The following is a 19,573-nucleotide window of genomic DNA, read 5'->3' as shown; positions in this document are numbered from 1 at the left end:
GTATCGCGGCGCCGGGCTGGCGGGCAAGACGCTTTAGCGTGACCCAACTAGTGCGAGTTTGGCTGAGGTGTCGGCAGGACGGCGAAATGGTGCTCTTCGGCACCAAATTCGAACGCCTCCCCCTCGCCGTCCGGCGGCGCGGGGCGGACGTTCATGCAGCGATCGATGAACACCCGGGCCGACGCCTGCCAGGTGTGGAGCGCGGCAAAGTCGACGCAGGCCTGCCGCGGGATGCTGAGCGCCTGCAGGCAGGCATGGCGCAGATCTTCGTCGAGCACGCCGACCGGCGCCGCGCCGATCACGTCGCGGGGACCGGTGACCGGAAAAGCGGCAACCGGCAGACCGCTCGCCAATGCCTCGAGCAAGACTAGACCGAACGTATCGGTACGGCTCGGGAAAACGAACACATCGGCCGCGGCGTAGATCTCAGCCAATTCTTCCCCATGACGAGCACCGAGGAACACGGCGTCCGGATATTTCCGCTCCAGCGCCGCCCGCGCCGGGCCGTCGCCGACCACGACCTTGGTTCCCGGCAGATCGAGATCGAGGAAGGCCGCGAGATTCTTCTCCACCGCCACCCGGCCGACGCTGAGATGGACCGGCTGCGGCAGGCAGAGATCGACGTCGCGCGGATGGAACAGTGAGGTATCGACGCCGCGCGACCACAGCACCACGTTGCGGAAGCCGCGCTGACGCAACTCGGCCGCCAGCGCCGGGGTCGCCGCCATCACCGCCCGGCTCGGCCGGTGGAACCAGCGCAATGCGCGCCACACCCAGGCTTCCGGGACAGGCGTCCGCGCCGAGACGTATTCGGGGAAGCGGGTATGGAAGCTCGTCGTGAACGGCAGGCCGCGCTTGCGGCAATAGCGGCGCACCGCAAGCCCGATCGGGCCCTCGGTCGCGATATGGATGCTGTCGGGCCTCGCCGCCTCGATCAGACTTGCGACCTTGGCCCGGTAGGGCAGCGCCAGCCGGAGATCGCGATAGCTCGGCATCGCGATGGTGCGGAACTCGTCCGGCGTCAGGAAGCTCACCTCGACGCCGAGCGATTTCGCCGCCTGTGCCATCATGGTCAGCGTGCGGACAACCCCGTTGACCTGGGGATGCCACGCATCGGTCGCGACCAGGATATGCGTCATGCAGCGCGTGCCGTCACTCGCGGAACCGGCGCGATCCGGCGCACCGGGTCGGTCCAGGTGATGATCTCGAAATGGCCGTCCTCATGCTCGGCGAGCGCGGTGCAGCTCTCCACCCAGTCGCCGCAATTCATGTAGCGGATGCCGTGCTCGTCATGAATCGTCGCGTAGTGGATGTGGCCGCAGATCACGCCGTCGCAGCCGTGGCGCCGCGCCTCGCCGGCGAGCGTCGCCTCGAACGCGCCGATATAGTTCACCGCCTTCTTGACCTTCAGCTTGGCCCATTGCGACAGCGACCAGTACGGCACGCCGAACATCTTGCGGAAGAAGTTGACGAAGCGATTCATCTGGATCGCGAAATCGTAGGCCTTGTCGCCGAGATGGGCGAGCCAGCGCGCGTTCTGCACCACGAGATCGAAAATGTCGCCGTGGATCACGAGGTAGCGCTTGCCGTCAGCGCCGGTGTGAACGGTGTTCTCCACCACGTCGATGCCGCCGAAATGCGTGCCGTAATATTTGCGCAGGAACTCGTCGTGGTTGCCCGGGACGTAGATCACCTTGGCGCCCTTGCGCGCCTTGCGCAGCATCTTCTGCACGAAATCGTTGTGGGTCTGCGGCCAGTACCAGTTCGACTTCAGCGCCCAGCCGTCGACGATATCACCAACGAGGTAGATCGTGTCGGCATCGTGAGAACGGAGGAAGTCGAGCAGGCGGTCGGCTTGCGAACCGCGGGCTCCGAGATGGACATCGGAGATAAACAAAGTGCGAAAGTGCCGCTCGGGACTTTCTTCACTCAAGGAGTCACTTCCCATGCCTGTGCACCTAACAGATTCCTGTGACAAGGCGATGACGATCCCCGCGACCCAAGGCCCCACAAACAGTTAACGAGAATCAGCAGTACGCCGCTTCTCTGCGGATAACAGCAGCGTGCGACAATCTGGCGACATCGGCGGTCGCGGCTGTGGGGAAGAGGCGTTGTGTTGCCTGCACAGCGCGATGGAACAACGCGCGGTGCGTAGATGGGGTAACGGGCCGGCCGCCCGCTCGCTACGGCGCAATTTGGAAGCGCGCTCGCGAGCGGCCTGTTGGTTGGAAGGCGGTCGTCCCTCAAACTGATGGTGTTCAACGGAGTCGGGCAAGCCCGCTCCAAGCATCATTAAGGGACGACCATGTACCACTATGCAGGAATTGACGTGTCTTTGGAATGCTCGAGCGTTTGCCTTGTCGATGGGACAGGCAAGATTTTGCGCGAGACGAAGGTTGCGAGCGAGCCGGCGGCGCTGATCGCCTGGTTCCGGTCGCTGGGTCTGGTACTGGAACGGATCGGGCTGGAGGCAGGCCCCTTGTCGCAATGGCTGTATGCGGGTCTGCGAGACGCAGGGCTTGCGGTCGAGCTGCTGGAAACGCGGCACGTTCGCGAAGCCTTCAAGTCGATGCCGGTGAAGACGGACCGCAACGATGCCCGCCGGATCGCGCAGTTGATGCGGCTCGGCTGGTTCCGGCCGGTGCACTGCAAGTCGGTCGCGGCGCAGGAGACCCGCGCCATCCTGACGGCGCGCAAGCTGCTGCAATCCAAGCTTCGCGATGTCGAGAACAGCCTGCGCGGCATACTTCGCGGTTTTGGCCTGAAGGTCGGTGCGACCACCGAGCGCACGTTCGCCGGACGCATCCGCGAGTTCGTGACCGGCCATCCCGGACTGGAGTTGGTCGCGGCGGCGCTGCTCCAAGCCCATGCGGTGCTGCTGCGGGAGTTCAAGAGCCTGGACAAGCACACCCAGAAGCTCGCCAGGACGCATCCATCCGCCAAGCTCCTGATGACAACGCCGTCCGTTGGTCCGATCGTGGCGCTCACCTATGCCGCGGCGATCGACGACCCGAAGCGCTTCCGCTCCTCGAAGGCCACGGGAGCCCACTTTGGGCTCACCCCGAAGAAGTACCAGTCCGGTGAGACCGACTACACCGGCCGCATCAGCAAGATCGGGGATGCCTCCGTGCGCGAGGCACTCTACCAGGCAGCTCACGTCATGCTGACCAAGCCGGTCAAGAATTGCTCGGCATTGAAGAGCTGGGCGATGCGGATCGCCCGGCGCGCAGGCATGCGCAAGGCCAAGGTAGCGCTGGCTCGCAAGCTCGCCGTGATCCTGCATCGCATGCTCGCCGACACCAAACCGTTCAACCCGATGACCAAGGCCATCTAGCCAGGAGCAGCAATCGGTTCCGGGCGGGCCACGACACCAGGCTCTCCCCGAGCGAAGTCCCTCCGCTGGGACGATGGATCCGGTCAGGCCGCCATCCGGGAAGTGGCTCACGACCACGCAATCCGTAGATTGGCCGGCCGGCTCCTCAATGCACCCCATCAGGCGACGGCCTTCGCGCCGATCCCGTACAGAAGCAAGTGCCCGGCGAGTGGATGACGCGAAAAGGGATTGACTAACCAAGGCCCGTTACAGAAGCCCGGATGAAGCGCAGCGCAATCCGGGACCACTCTCTGTGCGGATCGACCGATCCCGGATTACGCTGCGCTCCATCCGGGCTACAAAGCTACGATTGAACGACGCTTCAATAATACTTGTGGAAGTGATGCACCGGCCCATGGCCGTGGCCGACGGCGAAGCGATCGGCTTCGGCGATCGCCTGCGTGATCCAGGCCTTGGCGTTGCGCACGGAGGTCTCCATGCTCTCGCCCTTCGCGAGCCCTGCTGCGATTGCCGAGGACAGCGAGCAGCCGGTGCCATGCGTATTGGCGGTCGCAATCCGCGGCGCAGCCAGCGCGATGCTGTGCTCGGCGTCGATCAGATAGTCGATGCTCTCGGCGCCGTGCCCATGGCCGCCCTTGACCAGCACCGCGCGACATCCCATCGCCAGCAATCGCTTGCCTTGTCGCTCGACGTCGGCCTCGCTTGAGGCAACCGGCTCGTTCAAGAGCGCCGCCACTTCCGGCAGGTTCGGCGTGATCAGCGAGGCCAGCGGAAACAGCAGGACCTTCAGCGCATCGACCGCCTCGGCGGCAAGCAGCCGATCACCGGAGGTTGCGACCATCACCGGATCGAGCACGACATGGCGCGGCGCCCAGCGCCTCAGCCCATCGGCGATCGCAGCGATCGTGTCGGCCTGCGCCACCATGCCGATCTTGACCGCGCCGACCTCGAGGTCGGAGAACACTGCATCGATCTGGGCGGCGACGAATGACGCGGGCACCGGATGGATGCCGCTGACCCCCATGGTGTTCTGCGCGGTCAGCGCCGTGATCGCGGAGGCGCCATAGACCCCGAGCGCGGCAAAGCTCTTGAGGTCGGCCTGGATGCCCGCCCCGCCCGAGGAGTCCGAGCCGGCAATGGTGAGCGCGACCGGCGTCATCTTGCAGCGCCAGTGGTTGATACGAGTGAGACCATCACGAACAAGACCATGGCCTGTCCTAGCCCGGCCGCCGATCGGCAGCAAGTTAGCCTGACTTTACCGCAAGTTGGCCTCACCTTGCCCCCCTGCCTCGCCCCTTGCCTTGGCCGCCCGTTTTGGGCCTATAGTCGCGGAAATCCCCGGAGACGACTTTGATGGTTCCTTTCTTCGTCCAGATCAAATGCAAGCTCGGCCAGTCCTACACCGTCGCCAACGCACTGGCGGAGGCCGAGATTGCGTCCGAGATCTATTCCACCGCGGGCAACTACGACCTCCTGGTCAAGTTCTACGTCGACCACGACACCGACATCGGCCATTTCATCAACGAGAAGGTTCAGGTGATCCCGGGCATCCAGGACACCCTCACGATCATCACCTTCAAGGCGTTCGGCGCGAAGTAGGACGCGCCCGCGAGAGCATGATGAGATGAGGTCGAGCTTGAACGGTCGAAAGTTCACCTCTTCCTTGGGAGAGGTGAACCGAAATCGCGGCGAGCCGATTCAACCAAACCCATCCCGCTTTACAACTCCTTCTCCTTCTCCTTCTTCACCGGCTTCGGCGGTCCCTCGACCGGCGGCAGCGACTTGATGTACTCGGCGATCGCGTCGCGGTCGGACGACGACAGTCGCGAGGTGTTGCGGATCACGCGCACCATGGATCCGCCCGCGCTATCGCCGTCCGGCGTCTGGCCGCTCTCGAGGAAATAGGCGATATCCTTCACACTCCAGTCCGAGATCCCCCTCGGCGTGATGTTGGGCACCCAGCCTTCGCCCTCCGGATTCGGACCACCGGCGAAGCGCTGCGCGGTGACGATGCCGCCGAGGACATTGCGCGGGCTGTGGCACTCGGCGCAATGGCCGAAGCTGTTGACGAGATAGGCGCCGCGGTACCAATGCGCCGAGCGGCTTGCATCCGCGATGAACGGCTTGCCGTTCATGAACAGGAGTTTCCAGACCCCGACGTTGCGCCTGATGTTGAAGGGAAACGGCAAATCATGGTCGCGCACCTTGCCGGCGACCGGCGGCAAGGTCTTCAGATAGGCGAACAGGTCGCGCACATCGCTGACCCTGGCGTGCTGATAGGACGGATACGGAAACGCCGGGAAATAGTGCGCGCCCGATGGCGAGGTGCCCTTCATGACCGCGGTGACGAAATCGGCCTCGCTCCAGCGGCCGATGCCGTCGTTCGGGTCGGACGAGATGTTCGGCGCGTAGAAGGTGCCAAATGGCGAGGGGATCGCGAGCCCGCCGCCGAGCTTCGTGCGGTCGTCCTGCTTCGGCACGGCATGGCAGGAGGAACATCCCCCGGCATTGAACGTTGTGAGGCCGTTGGCCAGGTCAGGCTGATAGGCAGGCAGCGCGTCGGCGGCAACGGTCGTGGGGATCGTCAGCCACCAGAACACGCCAAAGCCGATTGCGCCGGCCAGAATCGCCAGGAGGAAAATTCGTCGCAGCATTCACCGATCCGTCATTGGTCGCGTCAATTCATGGACCAGTATGATGGCAACCAGCCGGACAAGCTCGCATCAAATTTGCCGCACCCACGATCCATTTGGGGAATAAATCCGAAAAACTGCTGTTTGAAGATTGCAACCATCCTGTGACGTCAAAGGGGAGAGAACCATGTCGAACAAGACCTTGCTTGCCACGCTGACGCTCGGCGCCGCCATCGCCTTCGCCGGTCCTGCCTTTGCCGAGAAGTTCACGGCGAAGCTGGACAGCAAGAGCGAAGTGCCGCCGAATACCAGCACCGCCACCGGCACCGCCGACATCGACTACGATGCCGCCAGCAAGAAGCTGAGCTGGAAGCTGACCTATTCCGGCCTCTCGGGTCCGGCCACCGCCGCGCATTTCCACGGCCCCGCCGAGGCCGGCAAGAATTCCGGTGTCGCAGTCGCGATCCCGAACGCGACGTCGAGCCCGGTCGAAGGCAGCGCCACGCTGACCGACGCGCAAGCCGCCGATCTGCTCGCCGGCAAGTACTATGTCAACGTTCACACTGCGGCCAATCCGGGCGGTGAGATCCGCGGCCAAGTGACCAAATAACAAGTGACGAAGTAATCGTTCGCGACGCAACGCCAACAAGAAACGGCCGACACAAAAAAGGGCGGACGCCCTAAAGCGTCCGCCCTTTTCGTTGATGGAATGGCGATCAGCCCTTCTTGACGCGATAGGTCTCGTGGCAGCCGCCGCACTGCTTGCCGATCACGCCCAGCTCGGCCTTCAGCGTATCGACGTCCTTGATCTTGCCCTTGGCATCGGTGACGACCTTCGCGAAGCTCGCGGACTGCTGCGCGAAGCCCGCCCTGTCTTCCCAGATTTTCGGCGAAGGGGCGTAATCGCCTTCCAGCTTGACGCCTTTCATGCTCTCGGGAAACAGCGTCGGAAGCTGCTTGGCGGTATCCTCGAACTGGGCCAGCGCGGCATTGACGGTCGCCTGGTCGTAGGGCTTTTCGCCCTTGATGATCGCCGACAGCGCACCCGCATTCTTGCCATTGTCCTTCATCATGGCCTGGGTCTTCTTGACTTGATCCTGCTGTGCGACGACTGCACCGGCACCGAACGCCAGCATCGCGACAACGACGACAATCCGCTTCATCGGCTAACCCTCAATTCCGTTTGTCCCGGTCCGCGATCTGCGGGCGGCCTGGTTTGCAAAACACCGCAGGCGGAATCTTCATTCCGCCTGCGACAATTTATCAGAGATTATGGCGGCGCTGCGCCTCGCGGATCGCGATCCAGACCCGTTCCGGCGTGGCGGGCATGTCGATGTGGTCGATCTTGTACTCACGATGCAGACCCTCGACGATCGCGTTGACGACCGCCGGGCACGAGCCGATCGCGCCGGCCTCGCCCGCGCCCTTCACGCCCATTGGGTTGGTCGTGCAGGGCACGTTATGGGTCTCGAACACGAAGGACGGCCCGTCGGAGGCGCGCGGCAGCGCATAGTCCATGAACGTGCCGGTGACGAGCTGACCGTCCGTCGGGCTGTACACCGCCTGCTCCATCAGCGCCTGCCCGATGCCCTGCATCGCGCCGCCGTGAACCTGGCCGGCGAGCATCAGCGGATTGAGCGTGACGCCGAAATCGTCGACGATGACGTAGCTGACGATCTTGATGATGCCGGTTGAGGGATCGATCTCGACCTCGGCGAGATGGGTGCCGTTCGGATAGGTGCCGTCGGCGCTGGCGAAGGTCGCGCTGGCATTCATCTTCGACGTATCGCCGCCGGGACGTTTGGCGAGATCGGCAAAGCTGATCGAGCGGTCGGTGCCGGCGATGCGGATGCGGCCGTCGGCGATTTCGAGGTCGCCGGCGCCGGCTTCCAGCGCCTGCGCCGCAAGCTCCTTCAGCTTGTTGCCGAGATCATGCGTCGCCCGCTGCACGCTGACGCCGCCGGACGGAATCGATGCCGAGCCGCCGGTGCCGAGGCCGGTCGCGATCTTGTCGGTATCGCCCTGCAGCACATGGACGCGCTCGGGCGGCACGCCGAACTGCTCGGCGACGATCTGCGCATAGGCGGTTTGGTGGCCCTGTCCGCTCGACTGCGTGCCGATCAGGACCGAGATATCGCCATTGGGATCGAGCGCCACATTGGCGGTCTCCTCGCCCATCGTGCCGCAGACCTCGACATAGCTCGCCATGCCGATGCCCCGCACCAGGCCCTCTTTCCTGGCGGCCTTGGCACGCTTCGGAAACTCCTTCCAGTTGGCAATCTCCATCGCGCGCTTCATATGCGCGACGAAGTCGCCGGAGTCGTAGACCTTGCCGGTCGCGGTCGTGTAGGGCAGCGACTTCGGCGGAATGAAATTCTTCCGCCGGATGGCGTCCGGCGTCATGCCGAGCTTGCGCGCGGCGGCGTCGACCAGGCGCTCGATGACATAGGCGGCCTCCGGGCGGCCGGCGCCACGATAGGCATCGACCGGCACCGTGTTGGTGAACACGGTGCGGACCCGGCAGTGGAAGGCCTGGATGTCGTAGAGGCCAGGCAGCATGCCGGCGCCGCCATGCGGGATGTAGGGCGCGAAGGTCGAGAGATAGGCGCCCATGTCGCCCATCAGGTCGACATCCATGCCGAGGAATTTGCCGTCCTCGGCGAGCGCCATCTTCGCGGTGGTGAGATTGTCGCGGCCCTGCGCGTCGCCCATGAAATGGTCGGAGCGCTCGGCCGTCCATTTGATGCTTTTCTTTAGCTTGCGCGCGGCGACCGAGATCAGCGCATATTCGCGATAGGGAAACAGCTTGGTGCCGAAGCCGCCGCCGACATCCGGGCAGATCACCCGCATGTTCTCCTTCGGCATCTTCAGGACCATGTCGCAGAGGATCTCGCGCAGGCGGTGGCTGCCCTGGCTGCCGATCGTCAGCGTCAGATGATCCTTCTTGGCGTCGTATTCGGCGACCGCGGCGCGCGTCTCCATAAAATTTGTGATGACGCGCGGATTGACGATGGTGATCTCGGCCACCGCATGCGCCTTGGCGAACGCGTCCTCGGCGGCCTTCTTGTCGCCGATCGAGACGTCGAACAGCACATTGCCGGGCTTGTCCGGCCAGACCTGCGGCGCGTCCTTCTTCACCGCATTGACGAGGCCGACCGCCGCCGGCAGCGGCGTCCATTTGACGTCGATCGCCTCGATCGCGTCACGGGCATGATCGACGGTGTCGGCGACCACAAAGGCCACCGCGTCGCCGACATGGCGCACCTCGTCCTTGGCGAGGATCGGATAAGGCGGTGCGGTGAACGGATCGGTCTCGAGATTGAACAGGCACGGCAGGCCGCCGAGTTCGGCGACATCGGCGGCGGTCAGGATCAGCGCCACGCCGGGCATGCCGCGGGCCTTGCCGGCATCGATCGTGTAGGTCGCGTGCGCGTGCGGCGAGCGCAGCATCAGCGCGTGCAATGCGGGAGACGGTGCAACGTCGTCGGTGTAGCGGCCCCTGCCGCGAATCAGAGCGTCGTCCTCCTTGCGCCGCACACTTTGTCCGACGCCGAATTTGATGGGAGCTGCCATCGTCTCTCCAATTGCCTTGGTGTGTTTTGCGCATATTGGCGTGGTTGTCGCCGAAGCGCAAACCGCTTTCCGCCGCGCGCGGCGCTATCACACAGCGGCCTCGTATGCATTTGATTTGACAGGTAAAACTATACGCGGCGGAGCGCGAACAGCCAGCCGCGGCCGAACAGCATGAGGATCAGGAGGGCGTAGACGAAGACGCCGACCGCAATCAGCAGCAGCAGGATCAGTTCGTCGCGAAAGATCTGCATCGGCGCGAACCACACATAAGCGAAATGCGAGGTCAGCCACAGTGCGACCGCGAGCAGCACGCCGCACAGCGCGAAGGTGCCGAACGAGCGGATCAGCGCGCGATCGAGCGCGAGGTAGCCGCGGCGCACGGCAAACATCAGCACCAGCAGCAGATTGACCCAGGCCCCGACCGCGGTCGCGAGCGCGAGGCCGACCTGCGCCAGCGTGCCGACCAGCGCGATCTTCAGCGCGACGTTGACCGCGACCCCGGTCAGCGCCGCTTTCACCGGGGTTGCGGTGTCCTTGCGAGCGTAGAAGGTCGCGACCGCGCTGCGGATCATCACGAAGGGAATGAGCCCCACCGCATAGGCCGCGAGCGTGGCCCCGGCGCTTGCCGCATCGGCCTTGGAGAACGCCCCGCGGGCGAACATCGCGCGCATGATCGGATCGGCGACCGTCAGGAACGCCGCCACGAACGGCACCGAGAACAGCAGCGTGAAATCGAAGGCGCGGCGCTGCGCGGCCATCGCGCCGGCGTGATCGTCGGCGCTCAGGCGCCGCGACATCTCCGGCAGCAGCACGGTGCCGATCGCGATCCCGATCACGCCGATCGGCAATTGATTGAGGCGGTCGGCATAATACAGCGCCGACAGCGCGCCGGCGGGCAGGAAGGTCGCGATGATGGTGTCGGCGAACAGCGCCACCTGGGTGCCCATCGAGCCCAGCGTCGCCGGTCCCAGCGCGCGGAAGAAGCCGCGAACGTCCTCGTCGAGCTTCAACGGCGCGAACCGTGGCAGGCCGCCATGGCGCGCCAAGTCGCCGGCAAGCAGGAAGAATTGCAGGAAGCCCGAGATCAGGACGCCCCAGGCCGCGGCGTGGCCCACGCTCGGGAAGAACGCCGCGAGCGCCAGCGTCATCATCATGGCGAGGTTGAGGAAGATCGGCGCCGCGGCGGCGCTGGCGAAGCGATGCATCACGTTGAGCATGCCGCCATAAAGCGTCACCAGCGTGATCAGCAGCAGATAGGGAAACGTGATCCGCGTCAGCTCGATCGCGAGCTTGCGCTGCGCCGCGTCCTCGGTGAAGCCCGGCGCGAGGATGCTCATCGCCTGCGGCATGAACGCCATCGCCACCGCCAGCAGGATCACCTGCGAGGCGAACAGCAGCGTGAAGATGCGGTCGGCGAACAGCCGCGCCGACGCTTCGCCCTTCTCGCCATGGACATGGGCATAGGCCGGCACGAAGGCGGCGTTGAAGGCGCCTTCGGCGAAGATCGCGCGGAAATGATTGGGCAGCCGCAGCGCCACGAAGAAGGCGTCGGCAATCGGCCCGGCACCGAGGATCGCCGCGAGCATGATGTCGCGCGCGAACCCGGTGACCCGCGATAGCAGGGTATAGCCGCCGACGGTGAAGATGCGTCCAAGCATGCGCTGCTTCTAGCGCATGATTGCGGTCTGAAAAAGTTTCCTATCAGGCTGAAAGCGCGCTGCGCACAGCCGCGATGACGCGGTCCTGGGCCGCCTCGTCGAGATAGGCGTGCATCGGCAGGCTGATGACGTCGTCGGAGAGGCTTTCGCTGATCGCTAGGCCGCCGTCGGCGACCGGGAAATCACGGTAAGCGGTCTGCTGGTGCATCGACTTCGTGTAGTAGATCGCCGTCGGAATGCCTTGGGTCTTCAGCGTCAAGGCAAAGGCATCGCGGTCGGCCCCTTTCGGCAGGCGGATTGTGTATTGCGCCCACACCGAGGTGCAACCTGGCGCAAGGCGAGGCACGGTCACGATACTGCCGAGTCCGCGCGCGTAGCGCTCCGCCACTTGGTTGCGTGCCACGATCTCGTCGTCAAAAATCTTCAGCTTCTCGAGCAGGATCGCGGCCTGCATGGTATCGAGCCGCCCGGTGAGGCCGAGGCGGATATTGTCATATTTGTCCGAGCCTTGCCCGTGCACACGGATGCTGCGTAGCGCGTTCGCAAGTTCGTCGTCATTGGTAAAGATCGCGCCGCCATCGCCGAAACAGCCGAGCGGCTTTGCCGGGAAGAAACTGGTCGCGGTCGCGAGCCCGAAGGTGCCGAGCTTGCGGCCCTTGTAACTCGCGCCAAAGCCCTGGGCGGCGTCGTCGAGCACGAACAGGCCTTCGGCTTCGGCAACCGCAGCCACCGCGTCATGATCGGCGCTCTGGCCGAACAAATCCACTGGAATGACACCAACCGGCTTTAGGCCACGCGACATCGCGGTGGCGATCCCGCGCTTGAGCGAATTGATATCGATATTGAATGTCGTCTCGTCCACATCGACGAAGAGGGGTGTCGCGCCGGTGAGCGCCACCGCTTCGCCGGTCGCGCAGAACGTGAAAGACGGGCACAGCACGGCGTCACCCGGCCCGACATTCTTCGCCATCAGGACCATCAAGAGCGCGTCAGTGCCGCTGGAACAGCTCACCACATGCTTTGCGCCGCTATAGTCCGCCAGCGCCTTCTCCAGCGCGGTCACTTCCGGGCCATTGACGAATTGGCAATGGTTGAGCACGCGGGCGACTGCATCATCGACCGATTTGCCGAGCCGCTGGCGCTGCGCGGCAATGTCTATGAAGGGAACAGGCTCTGGACGCATGTGCTGGTTCATGAAGCTTTCGCGCGTGTTTTCAAGTTGCATTAGCTGGCAACGCGGCGCGGCCCTTTGCGGACCGTCGAGGCGGCGGGCCTGGCGCGTGATTCCAGGCAGCGGATCGCGATCTCGAGGCTCGCCACGCCCTCGTCGCCAGACACTGCCGGCAGCTTGCCGCCCCGCACGGCATCAAGGAAGGCGATCAGCTCGGCCCGAAGCGGCTCGTCGTGACCGACCGGCAGATGGCGCATCGAATAACTGCCATCCGGTTTGAAGCCAAAGCATTCGGTGACCTGACGCGTAAGCAGATCGCCCATCACATATTTGCCGCGGGTTGCAACCGTCACGTTGCGCGCCTTGAACGGCGTCAGCCAGTTGGTGTTGATGTGGGCGAGCACGCCGGAAGCGGTGCGGAACTGCAGCAGCGCGATGTCCTCGCGCTCGGCGACGGCGCTCGAGAGCTGCGGCTGCACCTCGACGATATCGGATTCCGTGAACCAGCGGATCAGGTCGATGTCGTGCACGGCAAGGTCGATCACGACGCCAACATTGGACATTCGCGGCGGAAACGGGCCGACCCGGGTGATGCCGATCGACAGGATGTCTTCGGCCGAGATTGCTTGCTTGATTGCAGCGACCGCCGGATTGAAACGCTCGACATGGCCGACCATCAACGTGACGCCAGCTCGTTCGGCGGCCGCGACGATCTCGCGGCCCTCTTCGACCGTGGATGCGACCGGCTTCTCGACCAGGATGTGAATGTTGCGCGCGATGCAGGCGAGCGCGATCTCGTGATGCAGATGGGTGGGAGCTGCGATCGTCACCGCATCAATGCCCTCGGCGAACAGCTGATCGAGGCTTTCGAAGGCGCGGCAGCCGACCAGGTCGATGGCTCGCGCGCGGTGTTCCGGGAGCGGATCGACGATGCCGATCAACAAGACGCCAGGCAGTCCGGCCAGCACGCGGGCGTGGTTGCTGCCCATCACGCCGGCGCCGATCACGCCGACCCGCAATGCGCGGCCGATATCGGTCTTCGCGCCAGCTGCGGACAGTTTTGCATTCATATCGTAGACCCCAAGTAGCGCTCCGGCGGTTGCTCCGCTCGAGGGAGCCACTCGGCTCCAAGGAATCAGCACCAAGGCCGCTCTTCGCCTTTGGCGCAAATCACCCCGCTTCGTTACAGCCGCTATAGCACGACGTCACAAATGTGGCGAATGCCAATGACGAAATCCGGACACGTTTTGATTCAAAGAGTTACATCGCCCCCGCGCGCATGTTTGAGGTTGGGAATTAAGCATGCCTCAGGTGCGCTGATAGTCGTCCTCGATGCGGACGATGTCATCCTCGCCGAAATAGCTACCAGTCTGCACCTCAATCAACTCGAGCTGGATCTTGCCGGGATTCTCCAGCCGGTGCACCGCGCCGATCGGGATGTAGATCGATTCGTTCTCGTGCACCGTCTTGATCAGCTCGTTGACGGTGACCAGCGCGGTCCCGCGCACCACGATCCAGTGTTCGGAACGGTGATGGTGTTTTTGCAACGAGAGCCGTCCGCCAGGCTTGACGATAATGCGCTTGACCTGATGGCGGTCGCCATTATCGACCGACTGATAGGAGCCCCAGGGGCGATGCACCTTGATGTGGCTCTCGGTCACCTCCGGCGCCGCCACTTTCAGTTTTGCGACCAGCCGCTTCAGCCCGTTGGCGTCCTTTTGGCGTGACACCAGCACGGCGTCCTGGGTCGCGACCACGACGAGATCATCGACGCCTTCAAGCGCAACCAGCGCCCGGTCGGTCGAGACGTTGCAATTGCGGGAATCCTCAAACACCGCCGCGCCGCGGGCCGCGTTGCCGAGGCTGTCCTTGTCGGAGAGCTCCCAGACTTGACGCCACGACCCGATGTCGGACCACCCGCACGCCACCGGCACCACCGCAGCATGAGATGTCTTCTCCATGACAGCGTAATCGATCGAGATCGCCTTCGCCGCTTCGAAAGCCGCAGCGTCGAGCTTGACGAAGCCGAGGTCGCGCGCCGCCATGGCAACAGACTGCTCCACTGAGGCGACACTCTCCGCATCGACATTGCGGTACTCGTCGAGCAACACGCCGGCGCGGAACATGAAGTTGCCGCTATTCCAGAGATAGCCCGCATCAATATAGCCTGCCGCCGTCGAGGCATCCGGCTTCTCGACGAATTTCGCCACTACGCGCACCTCGCCAGCGGCCACCTCACCCGGATTGATGTAGCCGTATTCGGTGGCCGGCCGCTCCGGCTTGACACCGAACGTCACGATGCGGCCGGCTTCCGCAGCCACCAACCCGGCGCGGCATGCGGCGACGAAAGCCTGCGTGTCCCGCACCATATGGTCGGCAGCGAGCGCCAGCACGATCGCTTCGCTATCGCGGCTCTGCGCGAACGCCGCACCAGCCGCGATCGCGGGCCCCGAGTCGCGGCGCATCGGCTCCAGCAGCACATCGGCCTCGCGGTCGACCTCGGCTAGCTGCTCCAGCACCATGAAGCGATAGGTCTCGCTGGTAATCACGATCGGCCGCTCGAATAGGCCGGCGTCGGAGACCCGCAGCAGCGTCTCCTGGAACGTCGAGCGGGCCCCGAACAGCGACAGGAACTGCTTCGGATGCACCTCGCGCGAGGCCGGCCATAGCCGTGTGCCGGCTCCGCCACACATGATCAGTGGGATAATTCGTCGAGTCATTAATGCCTCAAGTCCTGTCGTGTCCGCAGATAACACAATAAATTCGCCAGGTCGGCGCGGCAGGCAGCGAAGCAAGTGGTATCACGTGCCCCCACGCACCGGGTCGGATTTTACCGGCATTATACCGGCCATCCCCGTTCCGGCCTCTTTAGCCGCCCCTTTGCGCCTGCCGCAATAGGGACCACTACGGGTATTGCCAGATCGACGCGGAAACCATACCAAGACGGCGAATTTGGGCGCGCGAAAGCGTTTTGCGCTGTTTTTGACACATTCCGAACCCCGGCAGCGCGAACGGACCATGCGCCGAATCCTGCTTTCGACCGTCAAGATCCTTATTTCGGCTGCGCTGCTCTATTTCTCGCTGCGCAAGGTCAATCTGTACGACCTAGCTTCCCGTATCCAGGTCGAGAGCCTGGGCTGGCTCGGCCTCGCGATCGCGGTCACGTTCCTGCAAATCTTCCTCGGGGTGTTGCGCTGGCGGGAGGTCAGCGTGGAGTGCGGCGCCCCGCTGGAGACCGGTCAGGCCATGCGCTTCAACGTGATCGGCACCTTCTTCAACCAGACACTGCCCTCCTCGATCGGCGGCGACGCGGTCCGGCTTTGGCTCGTCGCGCGCGCCGGTGCGGGTTGGCGCGCAGCCACCTATTCGATTTTCGTCGACCGCGCGATCGGACTGATTGCCCTCGCTGTCGTCATCGCCGCCACCCTGCCCTGGAGCTATCGGCTGATTTCTGATTCCCACGGCTGGATGGCGTTGCTGCTTCTCGACCTCGCCGCGCTCGCGGCCGGATTTGGCTTCCTGCTGATCGGCGTGTTGCCTTGGGTCTGGCTGAAGCAATGGTGGGCGACGCATCACGTCCACGCCTGCGCGGTCATCGCGAACCGGGTGTTGTTCAGCCGCAAGCGCGGATTGAGGGTCGCAATTCTCTCGATCGCCATTCACGTCGTGACCGTCGTGATCGCCTGGTGCGTGGTGAAGTCGATCACCGCCCCCGTCACCTTCGGCCAGATCTTCCAGTTGTTGCCGCCGGTGATGCTGATCACGATGATGCCGATCTCGATCGCGGGCTGGGGCGTTCGCGAGGCCACAATGGCGCTGGCCTTCGGCTACGCCGGATTGATCGCCAATGAGGGGGTCAACATCTCGCTGTTGTTCGGCGCGGTATCGTTCGCGGTTGGCGTGTTTGGCGGCCTAGTGTGGATCCTGAGCCCGGAAAAGGCCGCCAAGGGCACAGAACCGATCGAAGTCCCGGGATCGCAATCGCGAATCCCGGGATCGCAATAGCCGGACCAGAATGAGCGCTTTCGAAATCCTCCTGTCATTGATCGCGGCGGTCCTGGCTGCGTCGATCTCGGCTGTCCTGATCCAGGCGACGCGGCCGCTGCTGCTGCGTGTGGCACTGGCGAAGCCGAACGCGCGCTCGTCGCACCGTATTCCGACGCCGCAGGGTGCCGGCATCGCGGTCACGGCGGCGACGCTGCTAGCGAGCGGGATCGTCATCGTCCTGGCGGGATCTCAGGACCTGACAACTCCCTTCATCGTCTTCGCGGCCTGCCTGTTCATCGCGGTGGTAGGCTTTGCCGACGACATTCGATCCCTGCCTGTCGTCCCGCGGCTGTTACTGCAGGCAACCGCAGTCGCGGCCGTGGTGTTTTCCGCGCCTGATGGTCTCAGGCTGGTTCCGGCCGGCTCGGTTTGGCTCGAACGCGGCCTGCTGCTGATCGCCGGCCTCTGGTTCGTGAACCTCGTCAACTTCATGGACGGGCTCGACCTGATGACCGCGGCGGAGGCCGTGCCGATCACCGTGGCGATCGCCCTGCTCGGCAGCTTCGGCTATCTCCCCGCAGCTCCCGCGCTGGTCGCGGCAGCGCTGTGCGGCGCGCTGCTCGGCTTCGCGCCGTTCAATCGACCGGTCGCAAGGATATTCCTCGGCGATGTCGGCAGCCTGCCGATCGGATTGCTGCTCGGATGGTGCCTGCTCGAGCTCGCCCTGCATCGGCGGTTCGCCGCCGCGATGCTGCTGCCGCTGTATTATTTGACGGATGCAACGGTCACGCTGTTTCGCCGCATGGCGCGGCGCGAGCCCTTCTGGGCCGCGCATCGCTCGCACTTCTATCAGCGCGCGACTGACAACGGATTCACGGTGTGGCGCGTCGTCGGCGAGGTGTTCGCACTCAACGCGGTGCTGGCGCTGCTCGCATTCGCCTCGGTCGCCCTCAATTCGCTTACCGCAGACATCGCGCTGCTGCTGACCGGCGCGCTCGCCGTCGCCCGGCAGCTGCGGCGGTTCTCGCGACCGCTCTGATCGCCTCAGGTATCCACCTGGCGCAGCGCGCGTCGCAGCCCCTCATCGAGGCTGATCGGCTGCTGCCATCCGGTGCCCGCGATCTTGGAAAGATCAAGCTCGAGTGGGGCGAACAGGCTGTCATAGGCTTCTTTGCGCCCGCCCATCGTGAGCGACACCTTCAAGAGCGATAGCGGCAGCCAGAACAAACGCGGCGAGGTTTCTGCCGCGCGGGCCAGGCGCTCGACGAACTCCCGTGTCGAGACCTGCTCGCGGTCAGCCACCAGGAACACGTCGAAATCATCTCCCGGGTGCGACAATCGGTGCAAAATGAATGACGCGAGGTTTTCCACCGACAGGAAAGCGCGGTGATTATCGGCGTAGGCAAGCGGAAGCGGCACGCGGTTGATCACTGCACGCTTGAGCAAGGCGAAATTTCCTTTCGCACCCGCGCCGTAAATCAGCGGTGGCCTGACGACCGTCACCTTCATATCGCTGCCCGGCATAATTTCCTTCAGGCCAACCTCGGCAGCCGCCTTCGAATTTCCGTAGAGGCCGCGGGGGGTCAGAGCATCGTCCTCGCGAAACGGCGGACGCCCGTAATTGCTGCGCCCATGGACCAGGATCGTGCTGACAAAAATGAAATCGCGAACGCCTGCAGTAGCCGCCGAACGCGCCAGGTGCAGCGTGCCCTCGATATTGACGCTGCGGTAGAGCTCTATCGCCTGTTCGTCGGAGTGCTGGTGAACGCGAGCCGCAAGATGAACAACGGCGTCCACACCCTCGAGTGCGGCGCGCCAATCGGTGGCTGGACTGAGCGAGTCGATCGTCACGTCATTTGCATCTTGCGGCGCCGTTCGCACCGCGCGGCGCACCAGCCAGCCATTGCGCGCCAGTACAGGCACCAGATGCCGGCCGACAAAGCCGCTGGCCCCCGTCACCAAAACCGCCCGGCGACCATCGTTCATGCTGTCCGCTCCACATCGCGATTGGATAGCAACTCCCGAACCAGCGCGGCGTAGCTCGCGAGCGCCCGCTCGGGACTGAAGGTCCGGGCGGTCGCGACGGCACGCTCGGCCATCGCGGCGTCCTGCGATCGCGACGCCAGGCTGATGGCATCGGCGAGTTGATCAGGCCTTCCCGGCGTGACGACCCAGCCCAGCCCGTTTTCGCTAACAGTAAGCGCCGCCTCGGCCTCCGGTTCGGAAACAAGGACAACGGGCCGGCCGGCAGCAAGCAAATTATAGAACCGGCTCGGGACCGACACGCCGGCGACGTCCTTGCGATAGGGGATGAGCCAGACGTCTGCACTGGAGAGCAGCGCATCGAGCTCGCTGTCCGCGACGCGGTCGACCAGCGTGACGTTGGCAAGCCGCGCGGTGGCCTGCAGCTCCTTGAGCCGCGCGAAGCCGATGCCCCATCCCGAGAGCAGGAAATGGACCTCGCCTTCGTCACGCAGCAGCCGCGCGGCCTCGAACACGATGTCCGGATCGTGGGTGAAGCCGAGATTGCCTGACAGCCCAACGACGAAGCTGGCGGCGATGGCCTTGCGAAACGGATTGTCGGGGCTGACGGGACGGTTGCCGGGCGCGAGCGTGGCCCAGTTCGGGATGAACCTGATCTTGTCCTGCGTCATTCCGCCATACCGCAGCAACAGCCTCTCGGCGTCGCGGCCGATCACGATGACGACGTTCAAGGCGCGGAACATCAGCGCGTTGATCGCGCGCATCGTCCGCGTGACCAGCGAGGACGGCCGCAGCAGCCCGGCCATCACGAGCACATCGGGAAACAGGTCGTGCAGGATCAGCGCCGACTTGGCCCCCTTCAACTTTGCCGCGGCGGCAACCGCATAGGGCAGCGCGAAGGGAGCGGTCACCGTCAGCGCCACGTCGCCTTGCTTCAGGCGCGACAACAGCGCAAAAAAGATCCGGCCAGTGAACAGTGCCTCGGCTAGCGCGCGCTTGATCAGCGCCGCCTTTCCAGGCAGCCAGTTCCTGATCTCGACGACGGTGGGCCGCCCGGGGGCCGGCGCCCGCGCCGAGCCCGGCATTCCGGAGACCACCATCACCTCGGACTCCTGCGCGATCCGTTCGGCGATCGCGGACATGATCGCGGCGGTCGTGCTGTGGTCCGGCGGATAGTGCTGGCTGACGACCACGACTTTTCGAGAACTACGCATCAACGGCTTTCGAAACGGTC

Annotated in this window: 17 protein-coding genes; 5 read left to right on the top strand and 12 right to left on the bottom strand. The window is 64.4% G+C overall.

Annotated elements, in window-relative coordinates; genetic code table 11:
* Positions 1–47: 47 nt before the first annotated feature.
* Positions 48–1,139, bottom strand: coding sequence for a glycosyltransferase family 1 protein (locus tag J2R76_RS01105; protein WP_253623662.1), 1,092 nt, complete (start codon positions 1,137–1,139; stop codon positions 48–50).
* Positions 1,136–1,948 (bottom strand): UDP-2,3-diacylglucosamine diphosphatase, encoded by an 813-nt coding sequence (locus J2R76_RS01100; protein ID WP_026193024.1) that lies wholly within the window; start codon positions 1,946–1,948, stop codon positions 1,136–1,138. The genes J2R76_RS01105 and J2R76_RS01100 overlap by 4 nt, the downstream gene beginning before the upstream one ends.
* Before the next feature lie 357 nt (positions 1,949–2,305).
* Between J2R76_RS01100 and J2R76_RS01095 the strand changes: the two genes are divergently transcribed.
* Entirely contained in the window at positions 2,306–3,334 is a 1,029-nt protein-coding gene (locus J2R76_RS01095; protein WP_253623661.1) for an IS110 family transposase, read from the top strand.
* 361 nt (positions 3,335–3,695) lie between these two features.
* Here the strand turns inward: J2R76_RS01095 and thiD are convergent, their stop codons facing one another.
* Entirely contained in the window at positions 3,696–4,493 is a 798-nt protein-coding gene (gene thiD / locus J2R76_RS01090) for a bifunctional hydroxymethylpyrimidine kinase/phosphomethylpyrimidine kinase (protein WP_092084855.1), read from the bottom strand.
* Between the two features lie 194 nt (positions 4,494–4,687).
* On the opposite strand from thiD, the gene J2R76_RS01085 reads away from it, so the two are divergent.
* Positions 4,688–4,933, top strand: a complete 246-nt coding sequence (locus tag J2R76_RS01085; RefSeq protein WP_016845986.1) for an Lrp/AsnC ligand binding domain-containing protein — start codon at positions 4,688–4,690, stop codon at positions 4,931–4,933.
* Between the two features lie 119 nt (positions 4,934–5,052).
* Here J2R76_RS01085 and J2R76_RS01080 read toward each other — a convergent pair whose 3' ends face one another.
* Positions 5,053–5,988, bottom strand: a complete 936-nt coding sequence (locus J2R76_RS01080) for a cytochrome c (RefSeq protein WP_253623660.1) — start codon at positions 5,986–5,988, stop codon at positions 5,053–5,055.
* A 166-nt stretch (positions 5,989–6,154) separates the two neighbouring features.
* Between J2R76_RS01080 and J2R76_RS01075 the strand changes: the two genes are divergently transcribed.
* A complete protein-coding gene (locus J2R76_RS01075; protein WP_057016700.1) occupies positions 6,155–6,577 on the top strand; it encodes a CHRD domain-containing protein in 423 nt (140 codons plus the stop codon).
* Between the two features lie 106 nt (positions 6,578–6,683).
* Here the strand turns inward: J2R76_RS01075 and J2R76_RS01070 are convergent, their stop codons facing one another.
* The 6 genes from J2R76_RS01070 to J2R76_RS01045 form a co-directional block, all read right to left on the bottom strand.
* Positions 6,684–7,130, bottom strand: a complete 447-nt coding sequence (locus tag J2R76_RS01070) for a cytochrome c (protein WP_253623659.1) — start codon at positions 7,128–7,130, stop codon at positions 6,684–6,686.
* A gap of 100 nt (positions 7,131–7,230) precedes the next feature.
* On the bottom strand, positions 7,231–9,540 hold the full coding sequence (locus tag J2R76_RS01065) for a xanthine dehydrogenase family protein molybdopterin-binding subunit (protein ID WP_253623658.1): 2,310 nt from the start codon (positions 9,538–9,540) through the stop codon (positions 7,231–7,233).
* 128 nt (positions 9,541–9,668) lie between these two features.
* Positions 9,669–11,198, bottom strand: a complete 1,530-nt coding sequence (gene murJ, locus J2R76_RS01060) for a murein biosynthesis integral membrane protein MurJ (protein WP_253623657.1) — start codon at positions 11,196–11,198, stop codon at positions 9,669–9,671.
* 43 nt (positions 11,199–11,241) lie between these two features.
* The gene (locus tag J2R76_RS01055) at positions 11,242–12,393 is read right to left on the bottom strand and encodes a DegT/DnrJ/EryC1/StrS aminotransferase family protein (protein WP_253623656.1); all 1,152 of its coding nucleotides are present in this window, start codon (positions 12,391–12,393) and stop codon (positions 11,242–11,244) included.
* 29 nt (positions 12,394–12,422) lie between these two features.
* On the bottom strand, positions 12,423–13,439 hold the full coding sequence (locus tag J2R76_RS01050; protein ID WP_253623655.1) for a Gfo/Idh/MocA family protein: 1,017 nt from the start codon (positions 13,437–13,439) through the stop codon (positions 12,423–12,425).
* 237 nt (positions 13,440–13,676) lie between these two features.
* A complete protein-coding gene (locus J2R76_RS01045; protein WP_253623654.1) occupies positions 13,677–15,089 on the bottom strand; it encodes a mannose-1-phosphate guanylyltransferase/mannose-6-phosphate isomerase in 1,413 nt (470 codons plus the stop codon).
* 298 nt (positions 15,090–15,387) lie between these two features.
* Between J2R76_RS01045 and J2R76_RS01040 the strand changes: the two genes are divergently transcribed.
* Positions 15,388–16,374: a lysylphosphatidylglycerol synthase transmembrane domain-containing protein gene (locus J2R76_RS01040; protein ID WP_253623653.1), complete on the top strand. Its 987-nt coding sequence runs from the start codon at positions 15,388–15,390 to the stop codon at positions 16,372–16,374.
* Positions 16,375–16,384: 10 nt separating this feature from the next.
* Complete coding sequence (locus tag J2R76_RS01035) at positions 16,385–17,395, top strand: glycosyltransferase family 4 protein (protein WP_253623652.1); 1,011 nt, start codon at positions 16,385–16,387, stop codon at positions 17,393–17,395.
* Positions 17,396–17,400: 5 nt separating this feature from the next.
* On the opposite strand, the gene J2R76_RS01030 is transcribed toward J2R76_RS01035, so the two are convergent.
* A complete protein-coding gene (locus tag J2R76_RS01030; RefSeq protein ID WP_253623651.1) occupies positions 17,401–18,342 on the bottom strand; it encodes an NAD-dependent epimerase/dehydratase family protein in 942 nt (313 codons plus the stop codon).
* Complete coding sequence (locus J2R76_RS01025) at positions 18,339–19,553, bottom strand: glycosyltransferase family 4 protein (protein WP_253623650.1); 1,215 nt, start codon at positions 19,551–19,553, stop codon at positions 18,339–18,341. Before J2R76_RS01025 ends, J2R76_RS01030 begins: the two co-directional genes overlap by 4 nt.
* Positions 19,554–19,573: the final 20 nt, after the last annotated feature.

It is taken from the genome of Bradyrhizobium sp. USDA 4532, from assembly GCF_024171315.1.
In the GTDB taxonomy this organism is placed as follows: Bacteria; Pseudomonadota; Alphaproteobacteria; order Rhizobiales; family Xanthobacteraceae; genus Bradyrhizobium; species Bradyrhizobium australafricanum.
This window is presented reverse-complemented; position numbering and strand designations above follow the sequence as displayed.